Here is an 8110-nt window from a genome sequence, read left to right as displayed (position 1 = left end):
CTCGAAGGAGATCTCGTTCGACGCGATTTCACCGTCAACGCCATGGCAGTACGTCTCGGCGCGGACGGTGCCCAGGAATTCGTCGATCCGCTCGGCGGTATGGACGCGTTACTCGAGGGCGTTCTCGATACTCCCTCGGCACCGGAGGTCTCGTTCGGAGACGATCCCCTGCGCATGCTGCGGGCCGCGCGGTTCGTCTCCCAGCTGGGGTTCACTCTGATGCCACGGGTGCACCGGGCCATCGAGGACATGGCGGAGCAGATCGACCGCATCACCGCCGAGCGGATCGACGAATTCCTGGGCACCGTCCGCGCCGAGACGTACTGCCATGGCGTTGACGGTGAAATCGCGTCGAACGAGATCTTCTTCGAGGCTGTTGCCGTACTGCACCTCGGGATTGCGGGAGACCTGGTCGTAGGAGTCGGTGCGATAGGTGGTGATCTCGATCGTCTGGCCGTCCTTGGCCGCGCTGATGGTCCCGAATGCGATGCCGGTGTCCCACTGGTGGTCCGCCCAGCCCGACAGCAACGCCTGAACGTCCTCGGGCCTGGCGTCGGTGGTGAAATCCAGATCGGTTCCGAGTCGACCGAGAACTGCATCGCGCACCGAGCCACCGACGAGGAAGAGCTCGTGCCCCGCCGCGGCGAACAGTGCGCCCAGCGGAGTCAACACCGGAGCGAGTTCGCGCAGCGTCACAGCAGCTCCCGCCAGCAACCTCTCCCGGCGGGCATCGGTCTGCTCGGCGGAAACGGAGGACAGGGACTGATCGGCCACGGTGGGAGAGCCTACTTGCGCCGAGCCGATCGATTGTCCCGGCCTTCACCCCGCGGTGCGGCACGGTAGAAGAGTGCGCACAGGCAACTAGTATGGATCGGGTGTCTGCTGCCGAACGTGCGAACAGGAGCCGCCGCAACCCGCGGCGGCGTCAGGCACGCGCCGACACCGAAGCGCCCAAGCTGCGGACCGTCCGCGAGACCTCGGCAGGCGGCCTGGTGGTCGACGGCCTCGACGGGCCGCCTGCCAAGCGCTGCGCCGCCCTCATCGGCCGCACCGACCGCCGCGGACGCCTCCTCTGGTCCCTGCCCAAGGGGCACATCGAGCAGGGCGAAACCGCCGAGCAGACGGCCATGCGCGAGGTCGCCGAGGAGACCGGCATCCGCGGCACCGTCCTGGCCTCGCTGGGCAGCATCGACTACTGGTTCGTCACCGAGGGCCGACGCGTCCACAAGACCGTCCACCACTACCTGCTCCGATTCCTGGGCGGCGAACTGTCGGACGAGGACCTCGAGGTGACCGAGGTCGCGTGGGTCCCGCTGACCGAACTGCCCTCTCGACTCGCCTACGCCGACGAACGCAAGCTCGCCGCCATCGCCACCCGTCTGATCGAGGACATGAGCAGCGGCAACTCGGGCGCACCCATCCCCGGCGGGAAGTGATCGTGCGGGCCCGGAAGGTCGCTGCCGCCGCATTGACCACGTTCGTTCTTGCGGTGGCTCCGTCGGTCGGCTCCGCAGCACTGGTCCCCACGCAGCTTCCGAACGCCGCGGCCCAACCCGACTCCTCCGTCGGCGATGCGTCCGGCACCACCAGCGCCGTTCCGGACACTCCGATGACGCAGGACGGCAACCCCTTCCTGACGCTGAGCATCGAGACCGTCGCCCCCTCCACCGTCACCACCAGCAGCGACCCGTTCGTCACCGTGCGCGCCACGGTGACGAACACCGGGGACCGCCGCGTCGACGACGTCAGTGTCCGGATGCAGGCCGCTGCCGCCGTCGACACCACCGCCGGCCTGCGGACCTCCCTGACTCTCGACCAGGACCGATTCGAGCGAGTGGGCGATTTCGTCACGGTCGCCGACTCACTGGAGAAGGACGAGAGCCGCCAGTTCGACATGTCGATGCAGCTGCGCAGCACCACCGAACCCTCGCTGGGAATCGAGGCGCCAGGTGTCTACCCGCTGCTGCTCAACGTCAACGGCACCCCCGAGTACGGCGGAACCGCACGACTCGACGACGCTCGCTTCCTGCTCCCGGTCGTCGGACTGCCCCGAAACCCGGGTGAGATGGACCCGACCGCACCGGGCGCGATGCCGCTGCCGCCGAACACCCGCAACCCCGTCGCGATGACGGTCCTATGGCCGCTGGCCGACATCCCTCGCCTGGCTGCCGGAATTCCCGGATCCGTCGACGAGCGCGTGCGGCTGATCGACGACGAACTCGCCGGCGAACTCGCCGGTGGCGGTCGGCTCGACACCCTGCTCAAGGCCGTCGAGTTCGCGACGCAACCCGGCCTCGATCCCGACGGCAGACTGGCGTCGAGCCTGTGTATCGGCCTGGACCCCGACCTGCTCGTCACCGTCTCGAACATGACCCGCGGCTACCTCGTCGTCGACAACCCGGCCGATCCCGCCAGCACGACCCGTGAGGGCACCGGAAGTGCAGCCGCAGCCGAGTGGCTGTCCCGACTCGAGACGGTCGCGTCGAGCACCTGCGTGACGGCGATGCCGTTCGCCCAGACCGATCTGGGGGCGGTGGCCGACATCGGCGATGCCACTCTGCTGAGCAGTGCTGTCAGTGCCCCGGCCGACATCGTCGACGGCATCCTCGGCATCACCTCCACACGAGGCTTCACCTGGAGCACCACCGGTGGGGTGGACGCGGACACCGCCGACGCCCTGCGATCGGCCGGCACCGACACCGTACTGGTCGCCGACAACAGCCTCGACCCGCCGACCTCGGCCCCGACCTCGTTGCTGGCCTCGACCGCGACCCAGCCATCGGACACCCAGCAGACCGAGACGCTGGCCGCCACCCAGTACGACGCCGCCACCGCGGCCGCGCTGGCCGGCGTCGGAGACACCCCGTCCACCCCCGCCCTGACCCCCACCGAGCAGCGCTTCGACCTCGCCACCGACTCGCGTACCGCACGCCTGCAGGACGCGCTCGGAGCCGTCAACTTCCATGCGCTCGTCGGCACCGATCGGCCCGGGCGCACCGTCACCGTCGCGCCCCCGCAGTACTGGACCGCGGGGGGCGACGAGCCGTCGGCCATTCTGTCGACGGTGTCCTCGCTGCTGCGTTCGGGGTTGGCGACGCCGCGCCCACTGGCCGAGTTGCTCGCCGAGCCCACGTCCGGACCTCCGGTGACCGGCATCGATGCAGCCACCGAACTCGATACCGGCACCATCGGCCTGGTGCAATCGCAGAGCGCCCGGGTCGACACTCTGATGCAATCACTCGTCGAGGACCCGCAGTCGGCGCTGACCCCGCGCCTGTACACCGCCCCGCTGCGCGAGGACATGCTCCGAGCGCTGTCGACGGCCGGTCGCGCCAGTGCCGCCAGTGACGACACCGGCGTGATGGCGCGCGACCGACTCGCAGCCATTCGCATCGGATTGGACACCATCTACGGGTCGGTGACCGTGCTGGCCCCTGGCGGGGTCTACACCCTCGCCTCGGAGCAGAGTCCGCTGCTCCTCGTCGCCCGCAACGACCTTCCGGTCCCGGTCAACGTGCTGCTCAGGGTCGATGCGCCGCCGGAGATGACGATCAGCGACGTCGGCGTCACCCAACTTCCGGCCCGTGGATCACGGACCATCACCGTTCCGGCCGAAGTGGACGACACGCGCAATCTGTCGGTCGACTTCTCCGTCACGACGCTCGACGGGTCCCGGCTCGGTGAGGTCTCGACGGTGTCCGTGCGATCGAACGCATACGGCCAGGCACTGGCGATAATTACCGCCTGCGCCGGTGCTCTCCTACTGTTACTTGCAGGTCGACGCCTCTGGCACCGATTCAGAGGTCAACCCGACCCGGCCGACGAAGGGTACGAGAGACCATGACAGGCAACGTCCCGTACGACGGCGACCTGCCGCGGTCACGCATGCCTGCATCGCAGGTGTTCCGACGCACGACGCCACCGCGGTCCGCCCCCTGGGAGCGGCAGTCGCGGCCGGAGCTGCGCTCCTACCCGGCACCGCCGTCGCTCGACGGTCAGCCGGCCGCCGACGACACCGTCACGCAGATGATCCCGCGATTCCGGGACGAGGACTACCCCTATCCTTCGTCGAGCACAGCACCGTCCGGAACGGTTCCGCCGACGACAACTCCACCGGGCGGGCCCGCCCCGGCACCGCAGCCCGAGCCGCGGCCGCAGAAGTCACTGCTGGCCGCGTCGGGTTCGATCGCGGTGGCGACACTGGTCAGCCGCATCACCGGATTCGCCAAGCAGGTCGCCATGACGGCCACCCTCGGCGCGGCTCTGGCCAGTGCGTTCACCGTCTCGACGATCCTGCCGAACATGATCTCCGAGCTGGTCCTCGGCGCCGTGCTCGGAGCCATCGTCGTGCCGGTGTTGGTCCGAGCCGAGCAGGAGGACGCCGACGGCGGGCGGGCATTCGTGCGACGCCTCTTCACCATCGCAGTGGCGCTCCTCGGAACCGTGGCGCTCGCGGCGACGATCGCAGCCCCGCTGCTGGCGCGGCTGATGCTCGACGGCGATCCGAAGGTCAACGAGGACCTCACCATCGCGTTCACCTACCTGGTGCTGCCCGCGCTGATGTTCTACGGACTGTCCGGCCTGCTCACGGCCGTGCTCAACACCCGGCAGAACTTCAAGCCCGGCGCCTGGGCCCCGGTTTACAACAACCTCATCGTGCTCGCGGTGTTCGCCCTGTACCCCTTCGTCCCGGGCGAGATCACCGCGAACACCATCGAGATGAGCAATCCCAAAATTCTCGTTCTCGGCCTCGGTGTGACCGCGGGTGTCGTCACCCAAGTTCTCGCTCTGATCCCGGCCCTGCGCCGCGAACGCATCGACCTGCGCCCGCTCTGGGGATTCGACGAGCGACTCAAGAAGTTCGGCGCGATGGCCGCCGCGATCGTGCTCTACGTCGTCATCAGCCAGATCGGGCTGATCGTCGCCACCAGGATCGCGTCGGGCACCGACGATGCCAGCAACGTGATCTACTCGCAGGCCTGGATCGTGCTGCAGCTGCCCTACGGCATCCTCGGCGTGACGGTGCTGACGGCGATCATGCCCAGACTCAGCCGCAACGCCGCCAACGGTGACACCCCGTCCGTCGTCGACGATCTGTCGGTAGCCACCCGCCTGACGATGGTCGCGCTGGTGCCGATCGTGGTGTTCCTGACCTTCGCGGGGCCTTCGGTGGGCGAGGCGCTGTACGGCTTCGGCCGGTTCGCCGAGGTCGCACCCAGACTCGGCGAGGCCGTCAGCTGGTCCGCGTTCTCCCTCATCCCGTACGCCCTGGTGCTGATCCACCTGCGTGTCTTCTACGCCCGTGAGAAGGCCTGGACGCCGACGTGGATCATCCTCGGCATCACCGCCGTCAAGATCGGCCTGTCGTTGCTCGCGCCGATCGTCGCGTCCTCTCCGGAGCAAGTGGTGCTGCTCCTCGGCGCCGCGACCGGCCTTGGGTACACCGTCGGCGCGATCATCGGCGGATACCTGCTGCACAAGAGCCTGGGCAGCCTGCGGATGGCCAACGTCGGCAAGACGGTCTGGCTGGTGCTCATCGCCTCACTGGCCGGCGGCGCGGCCATGCTCGCGATCGACCGGATCCTCGGGCTCGACGCCATGATGAACGGCTGGGTCGGCAACTTCGCCCGCGTGGCGATCGACGCCGTCATAATGCTCGGCATCACGTTCTCGATCCTCTGGTTCGGCAAGATTCTCGAAGTTCTTGCGGTCACCGTAGCCCTGAGCCGCCTCGTCCGCAGGTTCCGCGGAGGATCCGACACGCGGGACGCAGATCTGGCCGCTGCAGAAACCGGCGTTATTCCGGTTATTCGAAGCGAGCCCACATGGGACACTGCGCGGGATCGGCTCCCGTACCCTGGTCATCGGCACCCGGGGGCACAAGCTCATGAGGGTCGACCGTTCGTAGATCAACACGGGGCATATTCGCCTGAAGGAGTGACAGTGACCGACGACGAAGTTGCTGGGGGGCCGGCACAATCTCCAGCAAGCGAAGCCGACCGAACGAGCGGCGGCGTCGAGGTCGACACCCAGGACCGCACCGAGCCCGTGAAGGCCGAGGCTTCTTCCTCCAAGACTCCGAAGCCCGCCGAGACGCCGGCGAAGACCGCGCCCGAATCGAAGACTGCAGTCGAGTCGAAGGCACCTGCTCCCGAGAAGGACGTCGAAAAGTCCGCCGACGAGCCCGCTGTCGACAAGCCTGCTGCCGCCAAGTCTGCTCCGAAGCCGGCCGACAAGACCGTCTCCATCTCCAAGGCTGCCCTCGCGGCGCGTCCGACCGACAAGACGATCTCCATCTCCAAGGCCGATCTGCCGGTCGAGACCGACGACGAGAAGTCCACACAGGAGTCGAAGCCCGCGGCGGATGCGGATCCCGAGAAGACCGCAGCCGTACCGGCCACACCCGGTAACGACGACTCGTCTTCCACCGACGACGTCGACACTGCTGCGGCTCCGGCGAGCGCTCCCGGGCGCACGCTCCGCGGCCCGACGCTCATTCCCGGTGCCTCCGTTGCCGGTGGACGGTACCGACTGCTGGCACCGCACGGCGGCGCGCGCGGCCTCAAGTTCTGGCAGGCCCACGACGTCAAGCTCGATCGCGAGGTCGCGTTGACGTTCGTCGACGCCGACCAGCAATCCACCGCCTCGACCGACGACCGCACTCAGGGACCGCAGGCGATCCTCTCGCGCACGCTGCGTCTGGGTCGGATCAATTCGCCAGGCCTCGCACGCGTGCTCGACGTGGTGCGTGGCAGCTCCGGCGGCATCGTCGTCGCGGAATGGACTCCCGGCCGGTCGCTGCGCGAGATGGCCGATACCGTGCCTGCACCCACCGGCGCGGCACGCGCGATCAAGGTGCTGGCCGCAGCGGCCGAGGCCGCGCACCGCAGCGGAGGTGCGCTGTCGATCGATCATCCCGATCGCGTGCGCATCAGCTCCAGCGGCAATGCCGTCCTCGCCTTCCCTGCAACACTGGCCGACGCCGACCCCAGTTCGGACGTCCGCGGACTCGGCGCGATGCTCTACGCCCTGATCACCGCAAAGTGGCCCCTGTCCGACACCACCGGCGGTGCCGTCGTATCCGGCGACGCAGCTCCGGCCCGCAGCGTCGGCGGTATGCGTCCGGCCGACCGCGACGACAAGGGTGCCCCGCTCGAGCCCAGGCAGGTTCGTCCCGACGTTCCGTTCGAGATCTCCGCCGTCGCAGTGCGGGCGCTGGAACAGAACAGCGGAATCCGTACCGCTGCCACCGTGCAGCACGTCCTCGACCAAGCAGCTGTGGTCAACGACAAGACGGATCTGATGCCGGCTCTGCGATTGGGCCAACGCGCACCGGGTGCCAGTGGCCATTCGCTCGCCGACCCCGAGGAGATCGCCGCCGAGAAGGCGAAGTCGATGCGCACCAACATCGCCATCGCGGTACTCGGTGCCTTGACGGTCGTCGTGCTCGCGTTCGCGGGCTTCTGGCTGTTCACCTCGATCGCAGGCGACAACACCGAAACTCCGCTCGACACCCAGGACTTCGGACTCACGACTCCGGCCGAGGCACCGCCCGCAGCCGATTCCGCGGCCCCCCCGGCTCCAGCCGGTGGCCCGGTGGCGTTGGACGACGTCAGCGTCTTCTCACCCCAGGGTTCCGCCGACAACCCGAGCACCGCGTCCAACGTGATCGACAACGACCCCAGCACCGCGTGGACGACCGACTCGTACTTCCAGCAGTTCCCGGCTCTCAAGAACGGCGTCGGCCTGCTCGTGTCCATCCCGTCCTCGACGCTGCAGAACGCATGGATCGAATCGACGTCTCCGGGAACCGTCGTCGAGATCCGGTCGGCCCCGAACGACTCACCCAGCCTGAGCGACACCACGCTGCTCGGTGAGGCCACGTTGCAGAACGGCCGAACCGACATCGCCCTCAACGACGCGGAGCCGACCGGGAACGTCCTCGTCTGGATCACCAGTCTCAGCGAACAGGGTGGCCGCATCGCCACCTCGATCTCCGGGATCGGTTTCGACACCTAATTCGGGCACTCGGTAATCAATACCGGCTCGTTTCGTACTTCACGGTATTCATCGCCTAGGCTCCCCCCAATGCGTTAACACGGGGGGAGCC

3 protein-coding genes and 1 pseudogene are annotated in these 8110 nt (G+C 68.2%); 3 read left to right on the top strand and 1 reads right to left on the bottom strand.

Annotated elements, in window-relative coordinates; translation table 11 throughout:
- Window positions 1-230: 230 nt before the first annotated feature.
- Window positions 231-759: pseudogene (locus tag CH256_RS11030) on the bottom strand (CCA tRNA nucleotidyltransferase); the annotation flags it as partial.
- Window positions 760-875: 116 nt separating this feature from the next.
- Between CH256_RS11030 and CH256_RS11025 the strand changes: the two are divergent.
- From CH256_RS11025 to CH256_RS11015, 3 genes are read left to right on the top strand one after another with little or no spacing between them, the layout of a single operon-like run.
- Entirely contained in the window at window positions 876-1436 is a 561-nt protein-coding gene (locus tag CH256_RS11025; protein WP_068047657.1) for an NUDIX hydrolase, read from the top strand.
- Entirely contained in the window at window positions 1433-3844 is a 2412-nt protein-coding gene (locus CH256_RS11020; protein WP_179272072.1) for a DUF6049 family protein, read from the top strand. Before CH256_RS11025 ends, CH256_RS11020 begins: the two co-directional genes overlap by 4 nt.
- Window positions 3841-8019 (top strand): lipid II flippase MurJ, encoded by a 4179-nt coding sequence (locus tag CH256_RS11015; RefSeq protein WP_179272071.1) that lies wholly within the window; start codon window positions 3841-3843, stop codon window positions 8017-8019. The genes CH256_RS11020 and CH256_RS11015 overlap by 4 nt, the downstream gene beginning before the upstream one ends.
- Window positions 8020-8110: the final 91 nt, after the last annotated feature.

This window comes from Rhodococcus sp. 05-2254-6 (genome assembly GCF_002258565.1).
Taxonomy (GTDB): Bacteria; Actinomycetota; Actinomycetes; order Mycobacteriales; family Mycobacteriaceae; genus Rhodococcoides.
This window is presented reverse-complemented; position numbering and strand designations above follow the sequence as displayed.

Bases quoted from the DNA above. Each gene is read 5' to 3' on its own strand.
- CH256_RS11015 (WP_179272071.1), top strand. From the start codon at position 3,841: ATGACAGGCAACGTCCCGTACGACGGCGACCTGCCGCGGTCACGCATG.